This window comes from Barrientosiimonas endolithica (assembly GCF_030296655.1).
GTDB lineage: Bacteria > Actinomycetota > Actinomycetes > Actinomycetales > Dermatophilaceae > Barrientosiimonas > Barrientosiimonas humi.
The window spans coordinates 2,236,743-2,263,731 of record NZ_AP027735.1 but is presented as its reverse complement, the minus strand read 5'-3'; the positions used below and the strand labels follow the sequence as shown (position 1 = coordinate 2,263,731).

The window sequence follows — 26,989 nt, the reverse complement described above, 5'->3', positions numbered from 1 at the left end:
GTCAGGCGCTCCGTCGCTCGGCACCGAGCGCCGCGGCGCTGTGCTCGCCGAGACCGAGCTCGGCGGCCCGGTCGAGCGAGGCGAGGTCGTCGACGTCGTGCCGCAGCGTCGGCAGGTCGAGGTCGAGCACCGTGCAGCGCCGGGCGTGGCGCGCGGCCGAGCCGCGACCGAACCGGGGCGCGAGCGCGCGCGGGTCGTGATGGGTCAGCAGCACGGTGCCGTGCCCGTCGTGGTCGGGCACGAGGGCGCTCTCGGTCGCGGCGCACGCGCGCAGGCCCGCGAGCAGCTCGGCCGGGCGCAGCGCCGGGAGGTCGCCGAGCAGCACGGCGGTGGGCAGGCCCGCGTCGCGCCGGACGGCCTCGGCGAGACCCGCCTGGACGGCCGGGTTGAGACCGCGGGCCGGGTCGGGGACGGTGCGCACGTCGCGCTCGGCGAGGTGGGCGGTGACCAGGTCGTCCTCGGTGACGACGATCAGCCGGTCGGCGCGCACGACGTCGAGCACGGCGTCGAGGGTGTCGAGCGCGAGGGCCAGCGCGAGGCCGGGCTTGTCGACGCCGGCGGGCGCGTGCAGCCGCGACTTGGCGCGGAACCGGCTCTTGACGGGCACGACGACGTGCCAGGTCGAGGTGCGGGCGGCGGTCGGGGGCGAGACGCTCACGCGGCCATCGTCTCATCGCCCGGTGACAGCCTGCCGACGACACACACGCAGGGGTATGTCCGAGGCGGCCGGTCCGGCGGCGCGCCGCGTGGCAGGATGACCGGGACCCCGCCGCCACGTGGAGGAGACCGGTGCCCCGAGAGCCGATGCGTGAGGAGATCACGCCCCTGTTCCGACGCATCATCGGCGGTCTGCGCCCGGTGATGCAGGGCGTCACGCGCCAGGAGTGGAGCGGGGGCGAGCACCTGCCGCGCGAGGGCGGGTTCGTGCTCGCCGCCAACCACGTCTCCTACACCGACCCGCTCACGCTCGGGCACTTCCTGGTCGACCACGGCCGCGCCCCGCACTACCTCGCGAAGTCCAGCCTGCTCGACGTGCCGGGCCTCGGGCACGTCATCCGCGGCACCGGGCAGATCCCCGTCTATCGCAACACCGTGCGCGCGGTCGACGCCCTGACCGCAGCGATCCAGGCCGTGCGCGAGGGCGCCTGCGTCGTGGTGATGCCCGAGGGCACGCTCACCCGCGACCCCGGGCTGTGGCCGATGGCCGGCAAGACCGGCGCGGCGCGCATCGCGCTCGAGACCGACTGCCCGCTGATCCCCGTCGCGATGTGGGGGACCCAGGACCTGCTGTGGCCCTATCGCGGCAAGGTCCCGAAGCTGTTGCCGCGCAAGACGATCCGCATCCAGGCTGGTCCGCCGGTCGACCTGTCCGACCTGGCCCGGCCGTACGACAGTGCCACCCTGCGCACCGCGACCGAGCGGCTGATGGCGGCCATCACCACCCAGCTGGAGACGATCCGCGGCGAGCGGGCACCTGCCGAGCGGTTCCGCCCGGCCGGTCCCGGACGCGCGGACGGAGAGGCGAGATCATGACCCGCGCAACGGTTTTCGGCAGCGGCAGCTGGGGGACGGCGTACGCCGCGATCCTGGCCGACGCCGGGTGCGACGTGACGATCTGGAGCCGCCGGCCCGAGGTCGCCGACGAGATCAACAGCACCCGCCGCAACGGTGGCTACCTGCCCGACCTGCAGCTGCCCGACGCGGTGCGCGCGACGGCCGACCCGCGCGAGGCGGCCGAGGGCGCGCAGGTCGCGGTGCTGGCGGTGCCCTCGCAGACGCTGCGCGACAACCTCGCGCAGTGGGGCGACGCGATCGGCGACGATGCCTACGTCGTGTCGCTGATGAAGGGCATCGAGCTCGGCACCACCCGCCGGATGAGCGAGGTCATCGCCGAGGCGGCGTCGGTCGACCCCGAGCGCATCGTGGTCGTGTCGGGGCCCAACCTGGCGCGCGAGATCGCGGCCAAGCAGCCGGCGGCCGCGGTGGTCGCCTCCACCAACGCGATGGCCCGGGCCAGGGTGGCCGAGGCGTCGGCCACGCCGTACTTCCGCCCCTACACCAACGGCGACGTCGTGGGCGTCGAGATCGGCGGTGCGGTCAAGAACGTCATCGCGCTCGCCGTCGGCATGGCCAAGGGCATGGGGATGGGCGACAACACCATGGCCAGCCTGCTGACCCGGGGGCTCGCCGAGACGGCGCGCTTCGGCATCCGGCTCGGCGCCGACCCGCAGACCTTCCTCGGTCTCGCCGGCGTGGGCGACCTGGTGGCGACGTGTGCCTCGCCGCTGTCGCGCAACTACACGTTCGGCTTCAAGCTCGGCCAGGGGCAGACGCTGGAGGAGGTACAGGCCAGCACCAAGCAGACCGCCGAGGGCGTGAAGTCGTGCCGGTCGATCCTCGAGCTGGCCACCAGCGTCGGCGCCGAGGTGCCGATCGTCGAGAACGTCGCGGCCGTGGTGTTCGAGGGGCGCCGTCCCGCCGACGTCGTCGAGCAGCTCATGTCGCGCAGCCGCAAGCACGAGCGCAGCTGACGCGGGCCGAGCGCCCGGTCGCGATCAGTCGGACAGCGCCCGGTCCAGGTCGCGCCACAGGTCCTCGACGTCCTCGACCCCGACGCTGAGCCGCACCAGCTGCTCGGGCACGGTCGGCGGCTCTGCCGGGTGGCGGCGACGGCGCTCGAGCAGCGACTCCACGCCGCCGAGGCTGGTCGCGGGCGTCCACACGCGCACCGCCTGCTCCACCCGCTCGGCCGCGTCGCGGCCACCGACCGGCTCGATCGCCACGATCGCGCCCGTGCCGGGATAACGCACCCGCTGGACCGCGGGGTGCTCGCGCAGCCGTTCGGCCAGCACCGCCGCGTTGGCGCACGAGCGTTCCAGCCGCAGGTGCAGGGTGCGCAGCCCGCGCAGCGCGAGCCAGGTCTCCATCGGGCCGGGGATCGCACCGCGCAGCGTGCGGTGCGTGTGCAGCCGCTCGCGCAGGCCCTCGTCGGCGGTGATCGCGGCGCCGAGCAGCACGTCGGAGTGGCCGGAGAGGAACTTGGTGACCGAGTGCACCACCACGTCGGCGCCGAGCTCGAGCGGGCGCTGCAGCAGCGGCGTGGAGAAGGTGTTGTCGCAGACCGACACCACGTCGCGCTCGCGAGCAGCAGCGAAAAGCGTTGGCAGATCGGCGATCTCGAGCATCGGGTTGGTCGGCGACTCGGTCCACAGCAGGGCCGCGCCGTCGAGGGCGGCGAGCACCTCGTCGGTGTCCGCGATGTCGACCCGGCGCACCTGCACAGCGCCCTGCTCGGCCAGCTCGGCGAGCAGCGCCCCCGTCCCGTTGTACGCGTGGTGCGGCGCCACCACCACCGCCCCGACCGGTGCCAGGGACAGGGCGGCCGAGATGGCCGCCATGCCGGAGGCGTACGCCAGCGCGGACCCTTCCTCGAGCTCGCCCAGGACCTCCTCGAACGCCCGCCAGGTGGGGTTGTCGACCCGCGCGTAGTTGACGGGGGCGCCGGCCACGTACGTCGAGGTCAGCTCGACCGGTGCGTTGAGCGAGGCGCCCGGCTGGTGGGCGGGGCGGCCGCCGGCGACGAGCCGGGTGGCGGGGGACAGGGGCAGGTCGGGCATGGTCGCAGCGTCGCACGGCCGCGGCGCAGCCTGCGCCGGGCACCAGGATCCGGGCATTACCCTCGACCACGATGACTGAGAGCAACGCCGCACCGCCGGCCCCGACGGGCTCCGAGCAGGGCGCACCCAAGACCCGTGTGGCCATCGTGTTCGGCGGCCGGTCCTCCGAGCACGCCGTGTCGTGCGCGACCGCGGCCGGCGTGCTGCGCGCGATCGACCGGGAGCGGTTCGAGGTGGTGCCGATCGGCATCGCCCGCGACGGCCGCTGGCTGCTCATGGCCGACGACCCCGAGCCGCTGCGGCTCACGGCGACCAACCGCCCCGAGGTCACCGGCGACACCGACGTGGTCGTGCCGGCGGGGTCCGGGCCGCGCAACCTCATCGTGCGCGAGCCGGGGCAGCCGCCGACCGAGCTCGCGGGCGTCGACGTGGTGCTGCCGCTGCTGCACGGACCGTTCGGCGAGGACGGCACGCTGCAGGGCCTGCTCGAGCTCGCCGACGTGCGTTACGTCGGCTCGGGCGTCGCCGCGTCGGCGGTGATGATGGACAAGCACCTCATGAAGGTCGTCTTCTCCGCCGCCGGGCTGCCGGTGGGGCCCTACGTCGTCATCACCGACAAGCAGTGGCGCCGCGACCCCGAGCTCGCGATGGACGCCGTGCCGGCGCTGGGCTGGCCGGTCTTCGTCAAGCCCGCGCGCGCCGGGTCCAGCGTCGGGATCTCCAAGGTCGAGCGGTTCGACGACCTGCGGCCGGCGATCGAGGCCGCGCGCGAGCACGACCCCAAGGTGATCGTCGAGGCCGCGGTGGACGGTCGCGAGATCGAGTGCGGCGTGCTCGAGGGTCGCGGCGACAGCCTCCCGCGGGCCAGCGAGATCGGCGAGATCGAGGTCGTCTCCAACCACGACTTCTACGACTTCGAGGCGAAGTACATCGACGCCGAGGACGTCCGCCTCACCTGCCCCGCCGACATCCCGGCGGAGGTCGCGGCCGAGGTCAAGGAGCTGTCGGTCAAGGCGTTCGACGCCGCCGGCTGCGAGGGTCTGGCGCGCGTCGACTGGTTCTACCAGCCCGGTGGCCGGCTCGTGCTCAACGAGATCAACACCCTGCCCGGCTTCACGCCCAGCTCGATGTTCCCGCAGGTGTGGAAGGTCAGCGGCCTGGACTACCCGCAGCTGATCACCGAGCTGATCGAGCTGGCGCTGGACCGCCGCACCGGCCTGCGCTGACGCGACTGGCCCGGGTCGGCCGGGGTGGGCGTACGTCTGGGGTCGATATCGACCCGTTCTGCCCGCGAATCGGGCCGTTCGCGGGTCATGTGGGGTCGATATCGACCCGTTCTGCCCGGGACGGACGCCTCGGCGACGATGCCGGCAGACCGGAGCGTGCGACGGGTGCCGGAGGAGGAGCTGAGGCCAAAAAGTCACGAACAGCGGCGTGGGCCCTGGGGGATCTGCTGGGCGGCCTCGGTGAACGCGCCGAGCACCAACGGCTCGGGCGCGTAGTCCTTCGGGACGAGGACCTCGATGGCGGGCTCGCGGCCGTACGTCGTGAACGCCATGCCGTCGCTGAGCTTGCGAGCGACCCAGTCGACCCCGGAGACGCCGATGCAGTCGTTGGTGGTCGGGCCGGGGAGGTCATGCCGCAGCGGGCGATGATCGCCGGGTCTCCCCAGGCGCGCACGGTGGGGGAGTCGACGCTGACCTCGCGCAGCTCCTCACCGGAGACGGAGGCCGGCCACTGCTGAGCAGCCTTGGCGCACAACGGATCTGACGCCTTCGGTGCGGCGGAGACCTCGACGGCCGACGAGCAGCCGCTGAGGGCGAGGGTCGCGGCGGCGACCGCGAGGGCGGTCAGACGTGGACGACGGTGCACGTCTGGGTGCGGACGATGCCCTGGACCTTCTGGATCTTGGCCAGCACGAGCTTGCCGAGCTCGTCGACGGTGTTGGCCTCGACCTTGACGATGACGTCGTAGCCGCCGGTGACGTCTTCGGCACTCACGACCCCGTCGATCTCGGCGCACGCGGCCGACACGTCGCCGGCCCTGCCCATGTCGGTCTGGATGAGGATGTAGGCCTGGACCATCTCGCCTCCGTCGTCGGGGTCGGTGCGGCACCCGCAAGGTGGGAGCCGTGGTGTCGGGGCAGACGCTACCGTCTGGGGCTGATGCCCGAGGCCGGAGGAGTCACGTGACCAACCGTTGGACGGACGGGCCGGGTCCCCGGCTGCGCGACGTCAGCGAGGACGAGCTGCTCGCCCAGATCTTCCCGCTGCTGCCCCGCGGCGGCCCGGTGGTCGTCGCGCCGGGTGACGACACCGCGCTGGTGCGCACGGCGTACGGCAGCGTGCTGGCCACGACCGACACGATGGTGCGCGGGCGTGACTGGCTCGACGAGTGGTCCTCGCCCGCCGACGTGGGCGGCAAGTCCGTCGCGCAGAACGTCGCCGACATCGCCTCGATGGGCGGGCGGGCCACCGCGCTGCTCGTGACGCTCGTGGCCGACCCCGAGACCCCCGTGGCGTGGGTGCTCGACTTCGCCGCGGGTCTCGGCGCGGCGGCGGCCGAGATCGAGGTCCCGATCGCGGGCGGCGACCTGTCGTCCGCGCCCGCCGGCACGCTCATGGTCTCGATCACCGCCCTCGGCGACGTCGACGGCGACCCGGTGCTGCGCTCGGGCGCGCGCGCGGGAGACGTGGTCGCCGTCGCCGGCACGCTGGGTCGTTCGGCCGCGGGTTTCGTTCTGCTGCAACAGGATCGGGCTGACGACGACGAAGATCTGGTGCGCGAGCACGTCCGCCCGCGCCCGCCGTACGAGCAGGGCCCGGTGGCGAGATCGGCCGGCGCCACCGCGATGATCGACCTGAGCGACGGCCTGGTGCGCGACGCGGGACGCGTCGCCGCGGCGTCGGGGGTGCGGCTCGAGCTGAGCACCGAGCTGCTGCGCGCCGACCTCGACCGGCTGACCGGGGTGCTCGACGACGACGCCGCGCTGGGCTGCGTGCTCACCGGGGAGAGGAGCACTCGCTGCTGGCCTGCTTCCCGCCCGAGGTCGCGCTGCCCGACGGGTGGCGCCGGATCGGTCAGGTGGGCGCGGGCGAGGGCGTGACGGTCGACGGCCGGCCGCGCTCGGGCGGCGGCTGGGACCACTTCCACCCGTGAGACACGCTCGATCGTGCGTGGGTGTCTCGCCCGTCAGGCGGTGATCAGCAGCTCCCCGTGCGGCACGATCAGCCAGCCGTCGGGATCGGCGGCCCAGGTGCGCCACGCGGCCGAGATGCCCTCGAGGTCCTCCCGGCTCGCCCAGCCGGCGTCCAGCAGCTGCGTCGCGATCGCCGAGGTCAGGATCCGGTCGGCCCACATGCCGCCCCACCAGGCGCGGTCCTCGGGCGTGGCCAGGCACCACACCGAGGCCGACGGCTCGACCTGCTGCAGTCCGGCGGCGTGCGCCCACGACAGCAGCCGGCGTCCGGCGTCGGGCTCGCCGCCGTTGGCGCGTGCGGCGCGCACGTACAGGTCCAGCCAGGTGTCGAGCTCGGGCAGTCGCGGCCACCAGGTGAACGCGGAGTAGTCGGTGTCTCGCACCGCGACCGTGCCGCCCGGCCGCGTCACCCGCGCCATCTCGCGCAGCGCCCGCACCGGCTCGGGCACGTGCTGCAGTACCTGGTGGGCATGGACCACGTCGAAGGACGCCTCGGGCAGGTCGAGCGCGTGCACGTCGCCGACCAGGACGCGTACGTCGGTGCCGGCCACCCCCTCGCGCGTCACCGACGCGGCGGCCTCGCCCAGCTCGAGGGCGCTGACCTGGCCGGGGGCGACGCGGCGGGCGAGGTCGACGGTGATGGTGCCGGGCCCGGCGCCGACGTCGAGCAGGTCAAGGCCCGGGCGCAGCCGGGGAGCAGGTAGGCGCAGGAGTTCTCGGCGGTGCGCCACCGGTGCGAGCGCAGCACGCTCTCGGCGTGGCCGTGGGTGTAGGGCGTCCTCACGACCCCCAGGAAACAACGAGGCCGACCCCCGGCGCCCGGGGATCGGCCTGGTGTCTCGCCTCGCGGGCGAAGGGTCAGCGGGTGACCTTGCCGGCCTTGAGGCAGGAGGTGCACACGTTGAGGCGCTTCGGGGTCGAGCCGTTCACACCGACCTTGGCGCGCACACGCTGGATGTTGGGGTTCCAGCGCCGCTTGGTGCGGCGGTGGGAGTGCGAGATGTTGTGGCCGAAGCTCGGCTTCTTGCCGCAGACGTCGCAAGTGGCAGCCACGGTTGCTCCTGAGGTCGGGACGGTGTCGTCGTCGTTCTGGTCAAGCTCTGGTCTCGGTGCCCGCCCGTCATGCGGACGCGCCTGATGGCAGCGGACCACGCGGGGGAACCGGACAAGCGTAGCCGAGCACCTCGGCACAAGCCAAAACGGAGACCCCCGGCCCCGCTCACCGCCGGCTGCCCCGCCGTGGCCGTGCAGGACACCCGGCAGCCGCGCGAGGACGTACCGCGTGCCGTGCACAGTCACGCGCGGGCGGTTAGCCTCGCGCACGGCGGATGTGCGAGCAACAGGCGGAGGTGTCGTGGCGGTCCTGAGCGAGCTGGACCTGGCGGCGTTGCGGCGGTGGCTCGTCGCGGCACGCACCGATCTCGCGACCCACGCCGCGGCGCTTGACCGGCTCAACGTCTTCCCGGTGCCCGACGGCGACACGGGCACCAACCTGCGGGTCACCGTGCAGCAGGCCGTGCGCATGCTCGCGGCGGCGGACGCGACCAGCCTCACCGAGGCGGCCGCCGTGCTGGCCCGGGCCATGCTCGTCTCCGCCCGTGGCAACAGCGGCGTCATCCTCAGCCAGCTCGTGCGCGGCCTGGCCTCGGTCGTCGAGGAGACCGGCGGGCGCCCGCTCGACGGTCCGGCGCTGACCGCGGCCCTGCGCGCAGCCAGCGACCTCGCCTGGTCGGGCGTCGCGCGCCCCGTCGAGGGCACCATCCTCTGCGTCGCGCGCGCGGCGGCCGAGGGGGCCGAGGCGGTCGGTGGCGGGTCGCTCGACGACGTCACCCAGGGCGCGGTCGACGCGGCCCGCTCGGCGCTGCAGTCGACCCCGCGCCAGCTCGAGACGCTGCGCGAGGCCGGGGTGGTCGACGCGGGCGGCGCCGGATATCTCCTCGTGCTCGAGGCGCTGCTGCGGGTGGTGCGCGGCGAGCACGGGCTGGCCGACCCCGACCGCCCCGCCGCGTGGCTGCCCGCGACCGGCGCCGCGCGCGCCGTGCCGGCCCAGGGGCTGGGCGCGCACGCGGACTCCGGGGGCCGGCGTACGAGGTCATGTATCTCCTCGACGACACCGACGACGAGCGCGCCCGGTCGCTGTCGGCGCAGCTGGAGTCGATCGGCGACTCGGTCGTCATCGCCGGCGGGCCCGCGCTGTTCTCCGTCCACGTGCACACCGACGACATCGCCGCCGCGCTCGAAGCGGGAGCGAGCAACGGTCGGCCGCACCGGTTCGCGGTCACCCGCTTCGCCGACCAGCCGGGTCTCGGGGCCGAGCCGTGCCCGGGTGACGCGCCGCGGGCAGGCGACGACGACGTACGTCTCGCGGCCGTGGTCTCCGGCGCGGGCCTGGCCGACCGCGTGCGTCAGCGCGGTGGCACCCCCGTCGAGGCCGGTGACTCCGCGCTGCTGGAGGAGGTCGTGGGCGCGCCGCCGGTCGTGGTCGTGTGCGACTCGCCCGAGACGCGCCGCGCAGCCGAGCGGGCGGCGACCGGGCGCGAGGGGGTCACCGTCGGTTGCGACGACCCGGTGACGCTGCTGGCGGCCCTCGACCTGCTCGAGCGCGACCGCCGGGCCAAGCCGCTGGACCAGCAGCTCGACGACCTCGAGGGCGAGATCGCGGTGCTGAGCTATCCCGACCCGTTCGACCTGGCCGTCGCGCGCGCCGAGCTCACCGACGCGCTCGCCGGCGCCGAGCTGGTGTCGGTGGTCGCCGGGGCGGCGCTGCGGTCCGAGGAGCTGCGGGCCGTCGTGGACCTTGTCGGTGCCGTGGCGGAGTATGCCGAGGTGACCGTGCTGGAGAGCGGCGCCGCGCAGCCGGCGCTGGCCGTGGGATGTGAGTGATGGCCGACCCGATCACCCGCGAGACCAGGCTGAGCAAGGTCGTCGGTGCGCCCGCCAAGAAGCTCGCGACCGAGCGCGACATCGTCACCGTCGGCGACCTGCTCGACTTCCACCCGCGCCGATACATCGACGTCGAGACCTCCGGGCGGATCACCGACTTCGCGCTGGACGACCACGTGGCGATCGTGGCCACCGTCGTCTCGGGCACCACCAGCCGCAACCGGGCCAGCCGCGGCAGCCGGTTCGAGGCCACCCTGGTCGACGCCGAGGACAACGAGTTCAACCTGGTCTTCTTCCGTCCCTACGGCCACGAGCAGGCGCTGCAGCCCGGGCGGCGGGTGCTGGCCCGGGGCAAGCTGGGGAGTTCCGGCGGCGCCCGCAGCTGGCCCACCCGACCTACACCGTGCTCGACGCCGATGCCGAGGGCAGTGACCTCGACGTCTACGCCGGTGGCCTGGTGCCGATCTACAAGGCCACCAAGGGCATCACCGACATGGGCCTCACCAAGACGCTCAAGCTGGTGCTCGAGCAGCTCGAGGTCGGCGCCGACGCCGTGCCCGACCACCTGCGCGAGCGGCGCGGGCTGATCGACGAGCGGGAGGCGTACCGCTGGCTGCACCTGCCGCGCACCCTCGCCGAGGTCGAGTCGGCCAAGCAGCGCCTGCGCTACGAAGAGGCGCTGGTCGTGCAGACCGTCCTGGCGCAGCGACGCGCGAAATACCTTGCGGAGCAAGCGGTTCCGCGCACCGCCCCGAAGGGCGGGCTGCTCGAGGCCTTCGACGCGCAGCTGCCGTTCCAGCTGACCGCCGGCCAGCGCGAGGTCGCCGACGAGATCGCCGCCGACATGGCCCGCGACGTGCCGATGCACCGGCTGCTGCAGGGTGAGGTCGGCTCGGGCAAGACGGTGGTGGCGCTGCGCGCGATGCTCGCGGCCGTCGACTCCGGCGCGCAGGCCGCGCTGCTCGCGCCCACCGAGGTGCTGGCCCAGCAGCACGCCCGCTCGATCCGCGCCATGCTCGGGCCGCTCGCCGAGGGCGGGATGCTCGGCGGCTCAGCCCAGGGCACCCAGGTGGCGCTGCTCACCGGCAGCATGACGCGCAGGCAGAAGGAGAAGGTCCTCCTCGACATCACCACCGGCCCGGTCGGCATCGTCATCGGCACCCACGCGCTGATCCAGGACGAGGTGATGTTCGCCGACCTCGGGCTCGTGGTCGTCGACGAGCAGCACCGGTTCGGCGTCGAGCAGCGAGATGCGTTGCGCGACAAGGCCGTTCGCGCCCCGCACCTGCTCGTCATGACCGCCACGCCGATCCCGCGCAGCATCGCCATGACGGTGTTCGGCGACATGGAGACCTCGACCCTGCGCGAGCTGCCCCGCGGTCGTCAGCCCATCGAGACGTTCGTCGTGCCCTCGACCAACGAGCGCTGGATGCAGCGCACCTGGCAGCGGGTGGCCGAGGAGGTCGCCCGGGGGCACCAGGCGTACGTCATCTGTCCACGCATCGGCGAGGAGACGCCGGAGGACGACCAGGTGCTCGCCGAGCTGGAGCGGGCCTGGCGAGAGGGCACCGTCGAGGACGGTGCCGACGACGCGGAGCCGCCACCCATGCGCGGGGTGCACGAGGTGCTCGCCCAGCTGCGCGAGGAGCCGGCGCTCGCCGGGCTGCGCATCGAGTCGATGCACGGGCAGCTGCCCACCGACGAGAAGGACGCCGTGATGGCCGCGTTCGCCTCCGGCGCGGTCGACGTGCTCGTCGCGACGACCGTGGTCGAGGTGGGCGTCGACGTGCCCAACGCCACCGCGATGGTCATCCTCGACGCCGACCGGTTCGGCATCTCCCAGCTGCACCAGCTGCGCGGCCGCGTCGGCCGGGGCGACGCCGGGGAGTGTGCCTGCTCGCCACCCGCAACGAGGAGGCCGCGCTGAACCGGCTGCAGAAGGTCGCCGAGACCACCGACGGCTTCGGGCTCGCCGACCTCGACCTCTCGCTGCGCCGCGAGGGCGACGTGCTCGGCGCCCAGCAGAGCGGGCGGCGCTCGCAGCTGCGCATGCTGCGCCTCAAGCAGGACGCCGACCTCATCGAGCAGGCTCGCGGCGACGCCGGCGAGCTCGTGGGCGACGACCCCGAGCTGCTGCGCTACCCCGGTCTCGAGCGGGCCGTGACCGAGCGGCTCGACGAGCAGCAGGTCGCCTTCCTGGAGCGGGGCTGATGACCCGCGTCATCGCCGGCAGCGCGGGCGGCCGGCGGCTGCAGACACCGCCCGGCCGCGGCACCCGGCCCACCAGCGACCGGGTGCGCGAGGCGATGTTCTCCCGGCTGGAGCACCTCGACGTGCTGCACGGCGCGCGGGTGCTCGACCTCTACGCCGGGTCCGGCGCCCTCGGCCTCGAGGCCGCCTCGCGGGCCGCCGCCTCGGTGCTGCTCGTGGAGTCCGACCGCCGCGCGGCCGAGACCATCCGGCGCAACATCGCCGATCTCGGCCTGCACCGGGCCAGGGTCGTCGCGGCCGGCGTCGAGCGGGCGCTCGCCGACCCGCCCGACCCGCCCGACGTCGACCTGGTGCTGTGCGACCCGCCCTACGACATCGGCGAGGCCGAGCTCGCCGCCGTCCTCACCGCCGTACGTCCGTGGCTGGCCGACTCCGCCGTGCTGGCGGTCGAGCGCTCGGCCCGCTCGCCCGAGCCCACCTGGCCGGCCGACGTCGAGCTCATCGGGCCGCGGCGCTACGGCGAGACCACCGTCTGGTTCGCCGAGTTCGTGCCCGAGGGCGACGTCGCCTGAGCCGGCGAACGCATAGCCTGGCGCGCATGACCGGCAACCCCCGACGCTGCGTGTGCCCCGGCTCCTACGACCCGATCACCGTCGGGCACCTCGACGTCATCACCCGGGCCAGCGCGCTGTTCGACGAAGTGGTTGTCGCGGTGCTGCACAACCCCGACAAGCAGGGCACGTTCACCCCGCAGGAGCGCATCGCCCTGATCGAGGAGTCGACGGCCGGGCTGCCCAACGTGCGCGCCGAGGAGTTCGGCCGGCGACTGATCGTCGACGTGTGCCGCGAGCTCGACGCGGGCGTGCTGCTCAAGGGCATCCGCGGGTCGGTCGACTACGACTACGAGCAGCCGATGGCGCAGATGAACCGCGAGATGACCGGCGTCGAGACGCTGCTGCTGCCCGGCGACCCGGCGCTCGGGCACTACTCCAGCTCGTTGATCCGCACCGTCGCCTCGCTCGGCGGAGACGTCGCCTCGATGGTGCCGGCGCCGGTGCTCGCGCCGCTGCTGGAGCGGGTGCGTCCGAGCTGAGCCCGGCGAGGGCGTACGGCGGGGTCGGTCAGGCGGTCGGCGCGGCGACCTGCAGCGCGCCGGGCACGACGTCGATCGTCACCGGCAGCGCGCCGACCGGGTCGCCGTCGGCGTAGGCGTTCATCACGCCGCTCTCCAGCCGCACCTGCCGGCCCCGCAGGGTGCGCACGGCGCGGTGGGTCGCGTGCGTGCCGCGCATGATCCGGGGCAGGACGGCCGGCAGCTCCACCCGCGGGTAGCGCACGCCCTCCAGGATCGTCACGTCCAGCAGCCCGTCGGCGGGGTCGGCGGTGGGCAGGATGCGCATGCCGCCGCCGTAGCTCTCGGTGTTGCCCACGGCCGTGAGGATCGCCGGGCCGTCGTGCACGAGCTCGCCGTCGATCTCGACGCGGAAGTCGCGCGGGGCGAGCCGGAAGTACTCCATCCCGATCGCGAGCAGGTATCGGGCCTTGCCGTTCGGCCAGCGCATCGCGTTGGTGCGGTCGGTCACCAGGGAGTCGAAGCCGGCGGTGACGATGGTCGCGAAGAACCGCTCCTGCTCGCCCGTGCGCACCCGGCCGACGTCGATCGAGCGGACCGGCGCCTCCAGCGCGAGCGTCACCGCGTCGCCGAGGTCGGAGCGAGGGATGCGCAGGGCGCGCGCGAGGTCGTTGCCGGTGCCGGCGGGCACCACGCCGAGCGGCGTGCCCGTCGCGACGGCGGCCTGCAGCGCGACGCCGTGCGTGCCGTCGCCGCCGACGCTGAGGATCAGGTCGGCGCCCTGCCCGGCGACCTCGCGCACCGCGGCCTCGGCGGCGTCGCGACCGTCCTCGGCGACGTGGTCGACGCGCACCCCTGAGGCCCGCAACCGGTCGAGCACCGGCTGGATCGCGCGCCCGCCCTTGCCGTGCCCGGAGGCGGGGTTGGTCAGCAGCGCCACGTGGCGACGGTCGGGGGTGGGCTGGGTCACGCGCGACAGTGTGCCAAGGTGGCCGCCGCGGCCGGCCACGCGCCACCCCTCGGGATGGGCGGGAGCCGGCCCAGGACGTACGTTTTGGGCCGGGAGCGCCGCTCCGGTAGCCTTGGCCCTCGGCCTCGTCGTCATGACGTGGGCCGAGCCACCCAACGATCTTCGTGAGCACCTGATGACGCATGCGGACCCACGCGGCCCACTGGTCCTGGACACCCGGGAGCTGGGGCGCCGCCCAGGCAACATGCTCGAGGTGCACCGCGAGGTCGAGGCGCCAGAGCTTCTCGGCACCGACGTGATCTCCGTCCCGGAGGGCCAGCCCATCGAGCTGGACCTGCGGCTGGAGGCCGTCGTCGAGGGGGTTCTGGTCACCGGCTCGGCTCGCGCCACCGCGACCGGCGCGTGCGTGCGGTGCCTGGAGGAGGTTCACGTCCCTGTCGACGTGCACCTCCAGGAGCTGTTCGCCTACGCCGATCGTGCCGCTCACCACCAGGAGGTGGGAGGTGAGGACGACGAGGAGCTGCGGGAGCTGGACGGTGACCTTGCCGACCTGGAGCCCGTGCTCCGGGACGCAGTGGTGCCTTCGCTGCCGTTCCAGCCGGTGTGCCGGGACGACTGCCCAGGCCTGTGCTCCGAGTGCGGAGCCAGGCTGGCCGACGACCCGGACCACCACCATGACCAGGTAGACCCCCGGTGGGGAGCCTTGGCCGCACTGCGCGACCAGGCCGCCACCGACGACCAGAAGAGGAACTGACGTGGCCGTCCCGAAGCGGAAGATGTCGCGCTCCAACACCCGCTCGCGCCGCGCGAACTGGAAGGCGACGCCGGTCGCCACCCAGGCCTGCCCGAACTGCTCGGCGCTCAAGCAGCCGCACATCGCGTGCCCCAACTGCGGCACCTACGCCGGCCGGCACTACGCCTCGGCCGAGCGCACCGAGCACCAGAGCTGACCCCCGCCGTGGGGTCGCAGTCCAAGCGCTCACGGCACCTCAGCGCAGCGCAGCGGTCCGTCGCTGACCTGGCCCAGATCCTCACCGAGGTCTCGGGCACGGTCATCGACGAACCGCTGCTTTCGCGTGCCCTGACGCACCGGTCCTACGCGTACGAGAACGGCGGCGCCCCGCACAACGAGCGCCAGGAGTTCCTCGGCGACGCCGTGCTCGGGCTGGTCGTCACCGACCACCTCTACGGCGAGCACCCCGACCTGCCGGAGGGGCAGCTGGCCAAGCTGCGCGCCTCGGTGGTCAACTCGCGGGCGCTCGCCGACGTCGCTCGTGGCCTGGACCTCGGGGAGTACGTCTTCCTCGGCCGGGGCGAGGCGGCCACCGGCGGGCGCGACAAGGACTCGATCCTTGCCGACACGATGGAGGCGGTCATCGGGACGGTGTTCCTGATGGGCGGGCTGGAGCCGGCCAGCCGCTTCGTGCACCACATCCTCGACCCGCTGCTGGAGCAGTCGACCCAGCTCGGGGCCGGGCTGGACTGGAAGACCTCGCTGCAGGAGGCGGTGGCCGCGGCCGAGCTGGGCTCGCCGTCGTACTCCGTGACCGCCGAGGGCCCCGACCACGACAAGATCTTCACCGCCAAGGTGCTGGTCGGCGACGAGGAGCTGGGGCGCGGCGAGGGCCGCAACAAGAAGACCGCCGAGCAGGAGGCCGCGCAGCAGGCGTGGACCACGCTCAAGGAGCGCGCCGACGCCGTGAGCGACACGGCACCCCCGGTCGACGGGGCCTGATCCGTGCCCGAGCTGCCCGAGGTCGAGGTGGTTCGCCGCGGCCTCGCCGACCACGTGGTGGGGCGCCGGTTCGACCGGGTGCAGGTCACCGGGGCGCGGGTCGCGCGCCGTCACCTGCCCGGGCCGCTCGACCTCGCCGACCGGCTCACCGGCCGCACGGTCGCCGCGGCCGAGCGCCGCGGCAAGTACCTCTGGCTGCTGCTCGACGACGAGCAGGCGCTGATCGCCCACCTCGGCATGAGCGGGCAGCTGCTGGTCGAGGACGCCGACGCGCCCCTGGAGAAGCACGCCCACGCGGTGCTCGACCTCGACGACGGACGCCAGCTGCGGTTCGTCGACCAGCGCACCTTCGGCGGGCTGCAGCTCGACGAGCTCGCCGACGTCGGGCCGCGCCGGGTGCCGGCCACGATCGCCCACATCGCCCCAGACCCGCTGGAGGCGGCCTACGAACCGGCCGCGGTCGTACGGCGGATGAAGGGCAGGCACACCGAGGTCAAGCGGGCGCTGCTGGACCAGTCGCTCGTCTCGGGCATCGGCAACATCTATGCCGACGAGGCGCTGTGGCGGGCGCAGGTGCACGGCGCGCGGCGCACCGACCTGCTGACCAAGCCGGCGCTGGCGCGGGTGCTGGGGCACGCCCGCGAGGTGATGGAGGCCGCGCTCGACCAGGGTGGGACCTCGTTCGACGCGCTCTATGTCAACGTCAACGGCGCGAGCGGCTACTTCGAGCGGTCGCTGAACGCGTACGGCCGGGTGGGGGAGCCGTGCCGTCGCTGCGGCACGCTGATGCGCCGCGAGGTGTTCATGAACCGCTCGAGCTTCTTCTGCCCGCGCTGCCAGCCCCGCCCGCGCCGCACCGCCCCGCGCTGAGGCCCGCGTCACCCCGCCCGCGCTCAAACCGCGTTTCAGCGGGTGCTCGCGTCGGCGAGCGTGGTGGGGAGGTGCGCGACTAGCCTGAGCCGGTGACCGATCTGCAGCCGATCGCCCTCCCCGAGGCCGCGGCAACCGGACCCTGGCTCCGTGCCCGAACCGACGAAAGCCTTGATGCGGCAAGGGTTTTGGCCGACCGCCTGCGGGGCATGAGCGACGCGCCGGCCATGGAGGTGCTGCAGACCTGGGACGCGCTGCAGACGGCGCTGGGCGACGCGGGGGCTGCGGCGTCGCTGCTGTCGGAGGTGCACCCCGACGCGCAGGTGCGCGAGGCAGCCGACAAGCACTCCCAGGACCTCGACGCCTTCGCGACCGACCTGTCGCTCGACACCGAGATCTACGCCGTCGTCGCCGGGGTCGATCCGGACGGGCTCGACGCCGACGCCACCCGGATGCTCGACAAGGTGCTGCGCGACTTCCGGCGCAGCGGCGTCGACCGCGACGAGGCCACGCGCGAGCGGCTGCGCGAGCTCAACCGCCTGGAGCTGGAGACCAGCCAGGAGTTCGCCCGCAACATCCGCGAGGGCACCAAGACCGTGCGCCTGCGCCCCGACCAGCTCGACGGCCTGCCCGACGACTGGCGCGAGCAGCACCCGGCCGGTGCGGACGGCCTCGTCGAGGTCACGACCGACTACCCCGACTCGATCCCGGTGCGCACGTTCGCCCACGACCGCGACGCGCGGGTCGCGGTCTCGTCGGCGTCGCTGACGGTGGCCTGGCCCGACAACGACGCGGTGCTGCGCCGCCTGCTCGAGCTGCGCGCCGAGCACGCGCGGCTGCTGGGATACCCCACCTGGGTCGACCTCGACACCGAGGTGAAGATGATCGAGACGGCCGAGGCGGAGGCCGAGTTCATCGCGCGCATCACCGATCTCGCGGGTCCGAGCGCCGAGCGCGACAAGCAGCGCCTGCTCGAGCGCGCCCGGCAGGACCGCCCCGACCTGGCCGACGTCGACACCGCCGACGCGACCTACTACTCCGAGCTCGTACGCCGGGAGCAGCTCGACGTGGACGCGCAGGAGGTCCGTCGATACTTCGCCTTCGAGGACGTTCGCCGGGGGCTGCTCGACGTGACCGGTCGCCTGTTCGGTCTCACCTGGACCCCCGTCGAGGCGACGACCTGGCACGAGGACGTGACGGCGTACGACGTCGAGCTGGCCGGCGAACGGATCGGGCGGATCTACCTCGACCTGCACCCGCGCGACGGCAAGTTCAAGCACGCGGCCCAGTTCACCCTGGTCTCAGGGCTTTTCGAGCGCGCACTGCCCGAGGGCGTGCTCGTCTGCAACTTCAGCCGCGGGCTGATGGAGCACAGCGAGGTCGTCACCCTCTTCCACGAGTTCGGCCACCTGATCCACCACGTGACCGCGGGTCGCCAGCAGTGGCAACGGTTCTCGGGCGTCGCCACCGAGTGGGACTTCGTCGAGGCGCCGAGCCAGATGCTCGAGGAGTGGGCCTGGGACGCCGACGTGCTCGCGTCGTTCGCGCGTGACGCCGACGGCAACCCGATCCCGGCCGACCTGGTGCGGCGGATGCGCGCCGCCCACGAGTTCGGCAAGGGGTTCCAGGCGCGCACGCAGATGTTCTACGCCGCCGTGAGCTACGACCTGCACCACGCGCTGCCCGACGACCTCACCGAGCGCATCGGCGAGCTGCAGCGCCAGTACTCCGTGTTCGCGGCCCTGCCCGACACGCACATGCACTGTTCGTTCGGCCACCTGTCGGGCTACGCGTCGGCGTACTACACGTACATGTGGTCGCTCGTCATCGCCAAGGACCTGTTCTCGGCGTTCGACCCCGGTGACCTGTTCGCGTCCGAGGTGGCCGAGCGCTATCGCGACCGCATCCTGGCGCCGGGCGGGTCCCGCGACGCCGCCGACCTGGTCGAGGACTTCCTCGGCCGCCCCTACACCTTCGACGCCTACGCCGCCTGGCTCTCCCGCGAGCCCGGCACCGACTGATCGGGAGAGACACCATGGACGACGGAGTCGTCGCGACCTACCCCACCGCCACGCTGCTGCTCGTGGCGGGGGCCGCAGTCGTGCTGCTGCTGTTCCTCATCATGAAGGTCAAGCTGCACGCCTTCATCGCGCTCGTGCTGGTGAGCGTCATCACCGCCGTCGCCGCCGGCATCCCCATCGGCGACGTGCCCGAAGCCATGAGCACCGGCTTCAACTCCACCCTCGGATCCGTAGCGCTGCTGGTCGGGTTCGGCGTCATGCTCGGGCGGTTGCTCGAGGTGAGCGGCGGCGCGCAGGTGCTCGCCGACGTGCTGGTGAACCGCTTCGGCGAGAAGCGCGCACCGCTGGCGCTCGGCGTCGCGGCGCTGCTGTTCGGCATCCCGATCTTCTTCGACGCCGGCCTGGTCGTCTTCCTGCCGATCATCCTCACCGTGGCCCGTCGCTTCGGCGGCTCCGTCCTGCTGTACGCCCTCCCCGCCGCGGGTGCGTTCGCCGCCATGCACGCGATCGTCCCGCCGCACCCCGGCCCGGTGGCCGCGGCCGACGCGCTCGGCGGCAACATCGGCATCGGCCTGCTGATCGGGCTGCCGGTCGCGGTCGTCACCTGGTTCGTCGGCTCCTACCTCGTCTCCCAGGTGCTCGGGAAGCGCGTGCACGTCGACGTGCCCGACCTGCTGTTCGGCGAGATGAACGACGGCGACGACGACGAGAAGCAGGCCGACCTGCGCCGCCCGCGGTTCGGGCACGTGCTGCTCCTGCTGCTGCTGCCGTTCGTGCTCATCGCGGGCAACACGATCGTGTCGACGCTCGGGACCGCCGGAACGATCGACGACGAGGCGGTGTGGGCGCAGGCGCTGGTGCTGCTCGGGCAGACGCCGGTCGCGCTGCTGATCACGCTGCTGGTCGCGATCGCGACCATGGTGCGCCCCGGCAAGATGGCGCCGCTGCGCAACATTCTCGACGACGCGCTCGGCCCGATCTGCTCGATCATCCTGATCACCGGCGCGGGCGGCATGTTCGGCGGGGTGCTGCGCGCCAGCGGCATCGGCGACGCGCTCACCGCCTCGCTCGGCGACCTCGGGATGCCGCTGCTGCTCCAGTCGTTCGTCATCGCCACCGCGCTGCGCGTGGCGCAGGGCTCGGCGACGGTCGCGATCACCACGACCGCCGGCCTGGTCGCCGAGGCAGCCACCGCGGCGAACCTGTCGGACGTACGCCTGACGCTCCTGGTCGTGGCCATCGCCGCGGGCGCCACCGTGCTCTCGCACGTCAACGACTCCGGCTTCTGGCTCGTCAGCCGCTTCTTCCAGATGGACGAGAAGACCACGCTGAAGACCTGGACGGTCATGGAGACCACGATCGGCGTCACCGCCTTCGCGCTCGCCGCGCTGCTCTGGCCGCTCGGGTAACCCCGGCCGCCGTCCGGCCCGTTCCCGGGCCGGTGCGCACCGGGCTTACCGTGGGGGCGTGATCGAGCTCAAGACCCCCGCGGAGATCGAGGCCATGCGGCCCGCCGGCCGGTTCGTTGCCTCGGTGCTGACGGCGCTGCGCGAGGCCGCCGACGTCGGGGTCAACCTGCTCGACCTCGACGCCCTGGCGCACCGGATGATCCGCGACGCCGGGGGAGAGTCGTGCTACATCGACTACCACCCCAGCTTCGGCGCGAGCCCGTTCGGCAAGGTGCTGTGCACCTCGGTCAACGACGCCGTGCTGCACGGGCTGCCGCACGACTACGTCCTGCGCGACGGCGACCTGCTGTCGGTCGACTTCGCCGCGTCGATCGACGGCTGGGTGTCCGACTCGGCGCTGTCGGTGGCCGTCGGCACCCCGCGCGACGAGGACCTGCGCCTCATCGAGCACACCGAGCGGGCGCTCGCGGTGGCCATCGACGCCGCCCAGGTCGACGCCAAGATCGGCGACATCTCCGCGGCGATCGGTGACGTCGCCCGCTCCGGCGGTTACGCCGTCAACACCCAGTTCGGCGGCCACGGCGTCGGGCGCACGATGCACGGCGAGCCGCACGTGCCCAACGACGGCCGCGCGGGCCGGGGCCTGCGGCTGCGCCCGGGCCTGGTCGTGGCCATCGAGCCGTGGCTCATGGCCACCACCGACGAGATCTACACCGACGACGACGGCTGGACCCTGCGCAGCGCCGATGGCTCCCGCGGCGCCCACTCCGAGCACACCATCGCCATCACCGAGGACGGCCCGCTCGTGCTCACCGCCCGCGACTGACGTACGCCCTCGCCGGGCTGCGCCTCCGCATTTCGTGCACTTGTGAACGATCTGTGGCGCCGACCTCCCGGGATCCCGGGAGTGGCGCTCCACATTTCGTGCACCGGTGAACGAAATGCGGAAGGGGTGTCCGGACGCCCTCGCCGGCTCAGACCGGCCAGGTCTCCTGGCGGTAGGCCCCGTCCCAGAACATCCACTCGTAGCGCGAGGTCGTCGTGAAGTGCTCACGCATGCGCGCCAGCTCGGTGTCCGACACGGTCGCGCCGACACGGTCGGTCTCGTCGAGCACCGCGTCGACGACGGCCTGGAACTCCTCGCCGGCGTAGAGGTCGATCCACCGCTGGTAGAGCGGGTCGGGGGAGCCGGCCTCGAGCAGCGCCTCGCCGACCTTGGCGTAGATCCAGTAGCAGGGCAGGACGGCCGCGACGGCCTCGGCGTAGGAGCCCGCGTGCACCGTCGCGGCCAGATAGCTGACGTACGCCTGTGTCGCCGGGGCGGGCGCGCCCAGGTCGTCGGGGTCGACCCCGAGGTCGCCCAGCAGCTCGGCGTGCAGCTCGCGCTCGGCGGCGACCGCGCCCGCGGCGTGCTCGGCGAACATCACCGTGGCGTCGACCTCGGGCGCGCGGGCGGCGCAGGCGGCCAGCGACCGGGCGTAGCCGCGCAGGTAGAGCGCGTCCTGGACGATGTAGTGCCGGAAGACCGGGTGCGGCAGCGAGCCGTCGCGCAGCCCGGTGACGAAGGGGTGGTGGAGGATCTCGTCGTAAATGCCCTCCACGTCGGACCAGAGCACGTCGCGCGTTCGAGTCGTCATGGCCCCCACGCTAGGCAGGCGGAGGCGGGTCGGCCCACCCCCGAGGGGACCTGTTGCGGGACCTACAGCGACGCCGCGTCGAGCCCCATCAGCCGAGCCCCGTTGTGCCACAGCACATCTCGCATCCACGCGTCGCCGAGGTCGAGCCGCTGCAGCACCTCGATCTGGTGGGCGTAGGGATAGGGGATGTTGGGGAAGTCCGACCCCAGCACGACCTTGTGCTGCAGGTCGCGCCACCGGTCGGCATAGCCGCTCGGCATCGGCGCGAAGCGCTCGGTGAAGTCGGTGCCGACCATCGTGGTGTCGAGGTGCACGTTCGCGAACTCCGTTGCCAGGTCTGCGAACTCGAGATATTCCGGCAGTCCGGCGTGCGCGATCACCAGGCTCAGGTCGGGGAAGCGACGCAGCACCTCGCGCACCGGGCCCACCCCGGTGAACCGCCCCGGGGCCGGTCCCGACCCGCAGTGGATGACCACCGGAACGCCGCGCTGCTGCAGCTGGTCCCAGGCGTCGTCGAGGATCCGGTCGGAGGGGTCGTACGCCCCGACCTGCACGTGCATCTTGACCAGGCGCGCGCCCGAGTCCAGCGCGCGCGCAAGGTAATCCGCGTTCCCGGGCTCGGGGAACAGCGTCGCCGAGTGCAGCGCGTCCGGCACCCGGGCCGCGAACTCGGTGCACCACTCGTTCAGCCAGGCGGACATGCCCGGCTTGTGGGCGTACGTCAGCGACGGCACCGCGCGCAGCCCGAGCCGGCGCACGGTCGCCAGCCGTTCGTCCTCGGGGTCGCGGTAGGTGATGGTCCACGGCACGCCGTCGCGCTCGCCGCGCTCGTCGAAGAACTGCCAGACCTTGCGCAGCATCCCCTCGGGGAGGAAGTGCACGTGGATGTCGGCGAGGCCCGGCAGCCCGAGCGAGCGCCACACGGCGGGCACGTCGGCGTCGCGCAGCGCCGGGGAGCCCGCCGGGTCGGTCATCCCTGCTCCGCGGAGGTGAGGACCACCTTGCGCAGCACCGTGTTGAGCTGCTGCAGCTCGCGCTCGCTCAGCCCCGCGAACAGCCGCTGCTCGGCCCCGGCCCACGCGTCGAGCATCTGCTGCCACGCCTTGTGGCCCGCCTTCGTGGCGGTGATCTGCACGCTGCGCCGGTCGTTCTCGTCGGGGGTGCGGGTGACCATCCCGGCGCCGGTCAGCCGGTCGAGCCGGCTCGTCATGCCGGCGCGCGAGACGCCGGTGCGCTCGGCGAGCTCGGCCGGGGTGGAGGGCTTGCCGCGCTGCACCCCGCCGATCAGCGCGTGCAGGGTGCGGAACTCCTCGTACGTCAGCGGCCCGTCCTGGGCGATCGCGCGCAGCTCGCGCTCGGTGCGCTGCATCACGCGGTTCATCCGCACCAGCGCCGCCTCGACCAGCGCCTCGCGCGCGTCGGGGTCGGGGAACAGGTCGCTCCAGCGCGCCAGGTGCTCGTCGGCGTAGTCGGTCTTCGCGGACATGCGCCAAGTCTGGACCACGCGGGGACACGCGCCGCAACCGGCGGGTAGTTAGTCGACGCATAGTTCTAGGGCGAACTACGCGCTGGTCGCGGGACACCTGGCGGGTGGCGGCCGAGCCCAGGTCCGCAGACACTCCGGCACCCCTCGGTATGGTGACCTGAACCGTTCGCCGCCTGGAGGGCCCGCCCCGCGTGTACGTCAAGAGCCTCACCCTCAAGGGCTTCAAGTCCTTCGCGTCCGCGACGTCGATGACGCTCGAACCGGGCATCACCTGCATCGTCGGCCCCAACGGCTCGGGCAAGTCCAACGTGGTCGACGCGCTCGCGTGGGTGATGGGTGAGCAGGGTGCCAAGAGCCTGCGCGGCGGCAAGATGGAAGACGTCATCTTCGCGGGCACGCCCAACCGTCCGCCGCTCGGCCGGGCCGAGGTCACGCTGACCATCGACAACACCGACGGCGCCCTGCCGATCGACTACACCGAGGTCACCATCTCGCGGGCGATGTTCCGCAACGGCGGCTCGGAGTACCGGATCAACGGCACGGTCGTGCGGCTGCTGGACGTGCAGGAGCTGCTCTCCGACTCCGGCATCGGCCGCGAGATGCACGTCATCGTCGGCCAGGGCCAGCTCGACACCGTGCTGCGCGCCACGCCCGAGGAGCGCCGCGGCTTCATCGAGGAGGCCGCCGGCGTCCTGAAGCACCGCAAGCGCAAGGAGAAGGCGCTGCGCAAGCTGGAGTCGATGGAGGGCGACCTCAACCGGCTGCGCGACCTCGTCGACGAGATCCGCCGCCAGCTCGGCCCGCTCGGGCGTCAGGCCGAGACCGCCCGCCGCGCCGCGAGCATCCAGGCCGACGTGCGCGACGCCCGGCTGCGGCTGCTCGCCGACGACCTGGTGCAGCTCACGAGCACGCTCGAGCAGGAGGTCGCCGACGAGACCGCCATGATCGAGCGGCGCACCCGCGTCGAGACCGAGCTGGCCCGCGTCAAGGACGAGCTGTCCGCCCTGGAGCGACAGGCCGAGCGGGCGCGGCCGGCGCTCGCGCAGGCGCAGGAGCAGTGGTACGCCCTGGGCTCGCTGAAGGAGCGGCTCGGCGCCACCGCGAGCCTCGCCGCCGAGCGCGTACGCCTGCTGGCCACCGACGACGAGCAGCCCACCAGCGGGCGCGACCCCGAGCAGCTCAAGCGGCAGGCCGCCGACCTGCGCGCCCAGGAGCAGCAGCTGCAGGCCACGATCACCGGCTCCCAGGCGGCGCTGCAGGCCGCAGTCGAGGCGCGCGGCGCCGCCGAGAAGGCCTACGACGACGAGCAGCGGCGCATCGCCCAGCTCGCCCGGGCCGCCGCCGACCGCCGCGAGGGGCTCGCCAAGCTGCAGGGCCAGGTCGCCGCGCGACGCAGCCGCATCGAGGCGGGCGAGGCCGAGATCGGCCGCCTGCGCGAGCGCATCGGCGAGGCCCAGGAGCGGGCCGCCGTCGCCGAGCGCAAGTACGCCGAGCTGGAGGGGTCCATCGCCGACACCGAGGCCGGCGAGGTCGACCTCGACGAGCGCTACGAGCAGGCCGTCGCCGACCTGGAGGCCGCCGAGGCCGAGCTCGCGAAGCTGCAGGACGACGAGCGCGGCGCCGACCGCGACCGCAGCAGCCACCAGGCTCGGGTCGAGGCGCTGGAGCTGTCGCTGCGGCGCAAGGACGGCGCGGCCACGCTGCTCGAGCGGCGCGACGAGCACGGCGTGCGCGGCTCGGTCTCCGGGCTCGTGCGCGTCGCCGACGGTCACGAGGCCGCGCTCGCGGCGGCGCTCGGCTGGGCCGCCGAGGCGGTCGTGGTCGACGACCTGGCCGCCGCGACCTCCGCGGTCGACAGCCTGCGCGACGACGAGGGCGGGCGCGTGGTGCTGCTGGTGGGGGAGACCGCGCACCCGGTCGAGCCCGACGCGTGGCCGTCGCTGCCGGCGGGGTGCACCTGGGCGCGCGACGTGGTCGAGGCGCCCGACGGCGTACGTGCCGCGCTCGACCAGCTGCTCGACCGGGTCGCGCTCGTGCCCGACGCGACCACCGCGACCGGCCTGCTGGGCCAGCGAGTCACCGCGGTCACGCCCGACGGCGACGTCTACGCCCCCGGCGTGGTGCGCGGCGGCTCGGCCGACGCGCCGAGCCTGCTGGAGATCCAGTCGGCCGTCGACGACGCCCGCAAGGCGCTCGCCGACGCGACCGGCCGCAAGGAGCGGGCGCAGTTCCAGCTCGGCCAGCTGCGCGAGCGGGTCGGGTCGCTGAAGTCGCACGCCGAGGCGGCGCTGGATGAGCTCAACGACTCCGACGCCAAGATGTCGGCCGTCGCCGAGCAGCTGGGGCAGCTGGGTCAGACCGTCCGCTCGGCAGGCGCCGAGCAGCAGCGGTTCGAGCAGGGCATCCAGACCGCCGAGACCGCGCTCGAGGCCGACCGCGGCGCGCTGGCCGAGCTCGAGCAGCGGCTCGCCGCGGCCGAGCAGGAGCCGGCCGACGAGGAGCCCACCGCCGACGAGCGTGAGCAGCTGGCCCAGGCGGCGGCCAGGGCGCGCACCCACGAGACCGACCAGCGCCTCGCGCTGCGCACCCAGGAGGAGCAGGCCCGCTCGCTCGCGGGACGGGCGAGCAGTCTGGAGTCGGCCGTACGCTCCGAGCTCGAGGCGCGCGAGAAGGCCCAGCGCCGTCGCGAGCGGCGGCACCGCGAGGCCCAGGCGGCCCGGGCGGTGCGCACCGGCGCGACGTACTCGGTCGACGTCGTCGCCCAGCTGCTCGAGATCGCCGCCGAGCGGCGCAGCAGCGCCGAGCAGGCCCAGGCCGAGCGGCAGACGCAGATGAGCCAGACGCGCAGCCGGATGGAGAACCTCACCGAGGAGCTGCGCGAGCTCACCGACACCGTGCACCGCGACGAGATCGCCCGCGCCGAGCAGCGGCTGCGCATCGAGGCGCTGCAGACCAAGGCGGTCGAGGAGCTGGGCATCGACCCCGAGGTGCTCACCGAGGAGTACGGCCCGCACCAGCTCGTCCCGCACGTCCCCGGGCCCGACCAGTCGCCCGACGACGAGGACTTCCCCGAGCCGATCGCGTTCGTGCGCGAGGCGCAGGAGAAGCGGCTGCGCTCGGCCGAGCGCAAGCTGAACCAGCTCGGCAAGGTCAACCCGCTGGCGCTGGAGGAGTTCGCGGCGCTGGAGGAGCGGCACAAGTTCCTCACCGAGCAGCTGGACGACCTGCGCCGCTCCCGCGAGGACCTGCTCGACATCGTCACGACCATCGACGAACGGGTGAAGACCGTCTTCGCCGACGCGTTCGCCGACACCGCCACGCAGTTCGAGGGCGTCTTCTCGCGGCTGTTCCCCGGCGGCGAGGGGCGCCTGGTGCTCACCGAGCCCGGCGACATGCTGACCACCGGCATCGAGGTCGAGGCCCGCCCGCCCGGCAAGAAGATCAAGCGGCTGTCGCTGCTGTCCGGCGGCGAGCGGTCGCTGGTCGCGGTCGCGCTGCTGGTGTCGATCTTCAAGGCGCGGCCCAGCCCCTTCTACATCATGGACGAGGTCGAGGCCGCCCTCGACGACGCCAACCTGGGCCGGCTCATCACGCTGTTCGAGGAGCTGCGCGACTCCAGCCAGCTCATCGTCATCACCCACCAGAAGCGCACGATGGAGGTCGCCGACGCGCTGTACGGCGTGTCCATGCGCGGCGACGGTGTCACCACGGTGGTCAGTCAGCGGCTGCGCGACGTCGCCGACGACGGTGGCGACGGCGGTCCGGGCGACGGCGGGGGAGCCCGCGAGGACCAGGACGTGGCCGCGGCCTCCTGAGCCGGCCACGGTCGTACGGCCCGATATCGGGGGTTGTTGCGCGGGTTTCGCGCCCGTGACGGTC

General features: G+C 73.4%; 27 protein-coding genes and 3 pseudogenes. 19 read left to right on the top strand and 11 right to left on the bottom strand.

The features are described from left to right. Window position 1 precedes the first annotated feature (1 nt). The gene (cofC, locus tag QUE40_RS11445; protein WP_289231033.1) at window positions 2–658 is read right to left on the bottom strand and encodes a 2-phospho-L-lactate guanylyltransferase; all 657 of its coding nucleotides are present in this window, start codon (window positions 656–658) and stop codon (window positions 2–4) included. 131 nt (window positions 659–789) lie between these two features. On the opposite strand from cofC, the gene QUE40_RS11440 reads away from it, so the two are divergent. Continuing rightward, entirely contained in the window at window positions 790–1,533 is a 744-nt protein-coding gene (locus QUE40_RS11440) for a lysophospholipid acyltransferase family protein (RefSeq protein WP_338070563.1), read from the top strand. Further along, a complete protein-coding gene (locus QUE40_RS11435) occupies window positions 1,530–2,531 on the top strand; it encodes an NAD(P)H-dependent glycerol-3-phosphate dehydrogenase (protein ID WP_142005750.1) in 1,002 nt (333 codons plus the stop codon). Before QUE40_RS11440 ends, QUE40_RS11435 begins: the two co-directional genes overlap by 4 nt. A gap of 24 nt (window positions 2,532–2,555) precedes the next feature. On the opposite strand, the gene QUE40_RS11430 is transcribed toward QUE40_RS11435, so the two are convergent. Next, on the bottom strand, window positions 2,556–3,617 hold the full coding sequence (locus QUE40_RS11430; protein WP_289231032.1) for a trans-sulfuration enzyme family protein: 1,062 nt from the start codon (window positions 3,615–3,617) through the stop codon (window positions 2,556–2,558). Between the two features lie 71 nt (window positions 3,618–3,688). Here QUE40_RS11430 and QUE40_RS11425 point away from each other — a divergent pair, with 71 nt between their 5' ends. Beyond that, entirely contained in the window at window positions 3,689–4,843 is a 1,155-nt protein-coding gene (locus tag QUE40_RS11425; protein WP_289231031.1) for a D-alanine--D-alanine ligase family protein, read from the top strand. Window positions 4,844–5,037: 194 nt separating this feature from the next. Here the strand turns inward: QUE40_RS11425 and QUE40_RS19245 are convergent, their stop codons facing one another. From QUE40_RS19245 to QUE40_RS11415, 3 genes and pseudogenes are all read right to left on the bottom strand, one after another. Further along, entirely contained in the window at window positions 5,038–5,175 is a 138-nt protein-coding gene (locus QUE40_RS19245) for a hypothetical protein (protein WP_350226952.1), read from the bottom strand. Between the two features lie 110 nt (window positions 5,176–5,285). Further along, window positions 5,286–5,489, bottom strand: a pseudogene (locus QUE40_RS19700) (hypothetical protein); the annotation flags it as partial. Further along, the gene (locus tag QUE40_RS11415; protein WP_142005746.1) at window positions 5,468–5,701 is read right to left on the bottom strand and encodes an Lrp/AsnC family transcriptional regulator; all 234 of its coding nucleotides are present in this window, start codon (window positions 5,699–5,701) and stop codon (window positions 5,468–5,470) included. The gene QUE40_RS11415 and the pseudogene QUE40_RS19700, both read right to left, overlap by 22 nt. A gap of 104 nt (window positions 5,702–5,805) precedes the next feature. On the opposite strand from QUE40_RS11415, the gene thiL reads away from it, so the two are divergent. Further along, entirely contained in the window at window positions 5,806–6,723 is a 918-nt protein-coding gene (thiL, locus tag QUE40_RS11410) for a thiamine-phosphate kinase (RefSeq protein WP_350226951.1), read from the top strand. A gap of 86 nt (window positions 6,724–6,809) precedes the next feature. Here thiL and QUE40_RS11405 read toward each other — a convergent pair. Together QUE40_RS11405 and rpmB are read right to left on the bottom strand one after the other, a co-directional pair. Then, a pseudogene (locus QUE40_RS11405) lies at window positions 6,810–7,600 on the bottom strand (class I SAM-dependent methyltransferase). Between the two features lie 74 nt (window positions 7,601–7,674). Further along, entirely contained in the window at window positions 7,675–7,869 is a 195-nt protein-coding gene (gene rpmB, locus QUE40_RS11400) for a 50S ribosomal protein L28 (protein ID WP_142005743.1), read from the bottom strand. Between the two features lie 469 nt (window positions 7,870–8,338). Between rpmB and QUE40_RS19240 the strand changes: the two are divergent. The 7 genes and pseudogenes from QUE40_RS19240 to coaD all read left to right on the top strand — a co-directional run. Further along, a pseudogene (locus tag QUE40_RS19240) lies at window positions 8,339–8,713 on the top strand (DAK2 domain-containing protein); the annotation flags it as partial. A 197-nt stretch (window positions 8,714–8,910) separates the two neighbouring features. Further along, window positions 8,911–9,699, top strand: coding sequence for a DAK2 domain-containing protein (locus tag QUE40_RS11390; protein ID WP_289231029.1), 789 nt, complete (start codon window positions 8,911–8,913; stop codon window positions 9,697–9,699). Continuing rightward, the gene (locus tag QUE40_RS11385; RefSeq protein ID WP_289231028.1) at window positions 9,699–10,286 is read left to right on the top strand and encodes a hypothetical protein; all 588 of its coding nucleotides are present in this window, start codon (window positions 9,699–9,701) and stop codon (window positions 10,284–10,286) included. Before QUE40_RS11390 ends, QUE40_RS11385 begins: the two co-directional genes overlap by 1 nt. Next, complete coding sequence (locus QUE40_RS11380) at window positions 10,193–11,626, top strand: ATP-dependent DNA helicase RecG (protein WP_350227154.1); 1,434 nt, start codon at window positions 10,193–10,195, stop codon at window positions 11,624–11,626. Before QUE40_RS11385 ends, QUE40_RS11380 begins: the two co-directional genes overlap by 94 nt. After that, window positions 11,587–11,910: a hypothetical protein gene (locus tag QUE40_RS11375; protein ID WP_289231027.1), complete on the top strand. Its 324-nt coding sequence runs from the start codon at window positions 11,587–11,589 to the stop codon at window positions 11,908–11,910. Before QUE40_RS11380 ends, QUE40_RS11375 begins: the two co-directional genes overlap by 40 nt. Next, a complete protein-coding gene (gene rsmD / locus QUE40_RS11370) occupies window positions 11,910–12,482 on the top strand; it encodes a 16S rRNA (guanine(966)-N(2))-methyltransferase RsmD (RefSeq protein ID WP_289231026.1) in 573 nt (190 codons plus the stop codon). Before QUE40_RS11375 ends, rsmD begins: the two co-directional genes overlap by 1 nt. A gap of 26 nt (window positions 12,483–12,508) precedes the next feature. Further along, on the top strand, window positions 12,509–13,003 hold the full coding sequence (coaD, locus tag QUE40_RS11365; protein WP_289231025.1) for a pantetheine-phosphate adenylyltransferase: 495 nt from the start codon (window positions 12,509–12,511) through the stop codon (window positions 13,001–13,003). A gap of 28 nt (window positions 13,004–13,031) precedes the next feature. Here the strand turns inward: coaD and QUE40_RS11360 are convergent, their stop codons facing one another. Further along, entirely contained in the window at window positions 13,032–13,952 is a 921-nt protein-coding gene (locus QUE40_RS11360) for a YegS/Rv2252/BmrU family lipid kinase (RefSeq protein ID WP_289231024.1), read from the bottom strand. Between the two features lie 175 nt (window positions 13,953–14,127). Here QUE40_RS11360 and QUE40_RS11355 point away from each other — a divergent pair, with 175 nt between their 5' ends. The 7 genes from QUE40_RS11355 to map all read left to right on the top strand — a co-directional run bounded on the left by QUE40_RS11355 (window position 14,128) and on the right by map (window position 20,813). After that, window positions 14,128–14,706: a YceD family protein gene (locus tag QUE40_RS11355; protein ID WP_142005737.1), complete on the top strand. Its 579-nt coding sequence runs from the start codon at window positions 14,128–14,130 to the stop codon at window positions 14,704–14,706. 1 nt (window position 14,707) lies between these two features. Beyond that, complete coding sequence (gene rpmF / locus QUE40_RS11350; RefSeq protein ID WP_142005736.1) at window positions 14,708–14,902, top strand: 50S ribosomal protein L32; 195 nt, start codon at window positions 14,708–14,710, stop codon at window positions 14,900–14,902. 8 nt (window positions 14,903–14,910) lie between these two features. Further along, the gene (rnc, locus tag QUE40_RS11345; RefSeq protein ID WP_142005735.1) at window positions 14,911–15,687 is read left to right on the top strand and encodes a ribonuclease III; all 777 of its coding nucleotides are present in this window, start codon (window positions 14,911–14,913) and stop codon (window positions 15,685–15,687) included. Window positions 15,688–15,690: 3 nt separating this feature from the next. Further along, a complete protein-coding gene (gene mutM, locus QUE40_RS11340) occupies window positions 15,691–16,557 on the top strand; it encodes a bifunctional DNA-formamidopyrimidine glycosylase/DNA-(apurinic or apyrimidinic site) lyase (protein WP_289231023.1) in 867 nt (288 codons plus the stop codon). A gap of 209 nt (window positions 16,558–16,766) precedes the next feature. Then, window positions 16,767–18,578: a M3 family metallopeptidase gene (locus tag QUE40_RS11335; protein WP_289231022.1), complete on the top strand. Its 1,812-nt coding sequence runs from the start codon at window positions 16,767–16,769 to the stop codon at window positions 18,576–18,578. A 14-nt stretch (window positions 18,579–18,592) separates the two neighbouring features. Beyond that, window positions 18,593–19,987: a GntP family permease gene (locus tag QUE40_RS11330; protein WP_289231021.1), complete on the top strand. Its 1,395-nt coding sequence runs from the start codon at window positions 18,593–18,595 to the stop codon at window positions 19,985–19,987. 58 nt (window positions 19,988–20,045) lie between these two features. Continuing rightward, window positions 20,046–20,813 carry a type I methionyl aminopeptidase gene (gene map, locus QUE40_RS11325; protein WP_289231020.1) on the top strand — a complete coding sequence of 256 codons (768 nt, stop codon included), beginning with the start codon at window positions 20,046–20,048 and terminating at the stop codon, window positions 20,811–20,813. A 148-nt stretch (window positions 20,814–20,961) separates the two neighbouring features. On the opposite strand, the gene tenA is transcribed toward map, so the two are convergent. The 3 genes from tenA to QUE40_RS11310 form a co-directional block, all read right to left on the bottom strand. Further along, window positions 20,962–21,624, bottom strand: a complete 663-nt coding sequence (gene tenA / locus QUE40_RS11320) for a thiaminase II (RefSeq protein WP_142005724.1) — start codon at window positions 21,622–21,624, stop codon at window positions 20,962–20,964. Between the two features lie 62 nt (window positions 21,625–21,686). Next, window positions 21,687–22,598, bottom strand: coding sequence for an amidohydrolase family protein (locus QUE40_RS11315; RefSeq protein ID WP_289231019.1), 912 nt, complete (start codon window positions 22,596–22,598; stop codon window positions 21,687–21,689). Beyond that, entirely contained in the window at window positions 22,595–23,110 is a 516-nt protein-coding gene (locus tag QUE40_RS11310; protein ID WP_142005722.1) for a MarR family winged helix-turn-helix transcriptional regulator, read from the bottom strand. Before QUE40_RS11310 ends, QUE40_RS11315 begins: the two co-directional genes overlap by 4 nt. A gap of 191 nt (window positions 23,111–23,301) precedes the next feature. On the opposite strand from QUE40_RS11310, the gene smc reads away from it, so the two are divergent. Then, window positions 23,302–26,925 carry a chromosome segregation protein SMC gene (gene smc, locus QUE40_RS11305; RefSeq protein ID WP_289231018.1) on the top strand — a complete coding sequence of 1,208 codons (3,624 nt, stop codon included), beginning with the start codon at window positions 23,302–23,304 and terminating at the stop codon, window positions 26,923–26,925. Window positions 26,926–26,989: the final 64 nt, after the last annotated feature.